The organism is Dietzia sp. SLG310A2-38A2, assembly GCF_014145095.1.
Taxonomy (GTDB): Bacteria; Actinomycetota; Actinomycetes; order Mycobacteriales; family Mycobacteriaceae; genus Dietzia.
This window is the reverse complement of the sequence record NZ_JAALDX010000527.1, coordinates 1-1,750: the sequence shown is the minus strand read 5'-3', so window position 1 is coordinate 1,750 and position 1,750 is coordinate 1. Positions and strand designations below refer to the sequence as shown.

Sequence of the window (1,750 nt, the reverse complement as noted above, 5' to 3'; positions counted from 1 at the left end):
CGGGCAGCGCGGTTGAGATCAGGGCAGGCGCGACTGAGATCAGGGAATCCCCCGAGGCGGGACCTGCGGGGTTTTCGGCAGAATGGCACTCGATGACTATTCGCCCCCGCCGCGGCTGCGCTGTGGCCCTGTCCCTCTCCGCGGCCGTGGTGGCATCGGCCTGTTCCTACGGGCCCACCCGCGAGGCGCCGCCCCCGATCCCGCCCGGCATTCCGCCCGCCGCCGGGGCGCCCGTTCCCGCGGTGGACATCAACGCCCCCGGCCGGACCTCCGATCAGCTGCGGCCGTGGGCGCAGGGGATCAACGAGCAGATGAACATCCCCGTGGCTGCCCTGGCCGCCTACGGCAACGCCGCCGAGACCATGCGGCAGACCCGGCCCGAGTGCAACCTGGCGTGGACGACGCTCGCCGGGATCGGGCATGTGGAGACGCGGCACGGCCGGTACCGGGGTGCCACCCTGAACGACGACGGGTACGCGCTGCCGCCGATCATCGGTATCCAGCTCGACGGCTCGCCCGGATTCGCGCGGATCCCGGACACCGACGGCGGGGAGCTGGACGGAGACCCGGTGTTCGACCGGGCCGTGGGGCCCATGCAGTTCATCCCCGAGTCGTGGCGCAAGTACGGCGTCGACGCCGACGGTGACGGGCGGGCCGACCCCAACCAGATCGACGACGCTGCCGTGGCCGCCGCCCGGTTGCTCTGCACCAACGGGGGAGACCTCTCGGTTGCCGAGAACTGGCAGCGGGCCGTGCTGGCCTACAACGCCTCCCGGGAATACCTCATGGACGTGCGCGACGCGGCGGCGGCGTACTCGGTGGGGACCACGGCGCCGTAGGGAGCGGACGCGTGGAACGCTCGCCGGAGGACGCGTAGGCCGCCGTCCCGGGTGGAACTAGTGTCGTCAGTCGGCGAGACCCACAGACGCCCTTCACCATCGGCGGGAGCCCCACACGCATGTCAGCACCCACATCGACGCGCCGTCAGGACACCGGCATCCCGTCGACCGCGAACGGGCTCCTGCTCCGGGCGATCGGCCGTCGCAAGCGCCTCGTGGGCCCCGGGCTCGTGCTCATGACGATGTGGCAGGTCTCCGAGGCGCTGGTCCCCATCGCGATCGGCGTGATCGTCGACCGGGCGATCATCCCGCTGGACCGCTGGGCGATGCTGTGGTCGGTCCTCGGGCTCATCGCTCTGTTCACCGTGCTGAGCCTGAGCTATCGCTTCGGCGCCAGGCTGAGCAACCGGGCCCTGCAGGACGAGGCCCACGACCTGCGGGTGGAGGCCACCCGGGTGCCGCTCACCAGACGTCGAGCCATGGACGACGCGAGCTCGGGCGACGTGTTGTCGGTCTGCTCGGCGGATGCCGACGTGGCCGCCCTGGTCTTCCGGCAGATCGCCCTGGGCGGGTCCGCGCTCATCGGCATCGTGGGGATCTCGGTCTACCTGCTGTGGACCGATCTGCTGGTGGGGCTGATCGTCCTGATCGGCGTGCCGCTGAGCCTGGTATTGGTGGCGCTGCCCAGCCGGGTCATCTCCCGGCACAGCACCGCGCAGCAGACCGCCATCGGCATGGCGAGCAGCCGCGCGACCGACATCATGACTGGCCTACGCGTACTCAAGGCCGGGGGCGGGGAGCGCTGGGCGGCCGAGCAGTACCGCGACGCCTCCCGCTCCGCCGCCGACGCGGGCATCGTCACCGCGGAGCGCACGGGGCGGGTGCAGGGCATCGGGTCGCTGGGCATGGCC

2 protein-coding genes are annotated in these 1,750 nt (G+C 71.8%); both read left to right on the top strand.

Annotated elements, in window-relative coordinates; genetic code table 11:
- Positions 1-92: 92 nt before the first annotated feature.
- Positions 93-839: a lytic murein transglycosylase gene (locus G6027_RS16730; protein WP_182638125.1), complete on the top strand. Its 747-nt coding sequence runs from the start codon at positions 93-95 to the stop codon at positions 837-839.
- A 119-nt stretch (positions 840-958) separates the two neighbouring features.
- Positions 959-1,750, top strand: a 792-nt coding sequence (locus G6027_RS16725; RefSeq protein ID WP_241727222.1) for an ABC transporter transmembrane domain-containing protein, incomplete at its 3' end; no start/stop codon positions are given.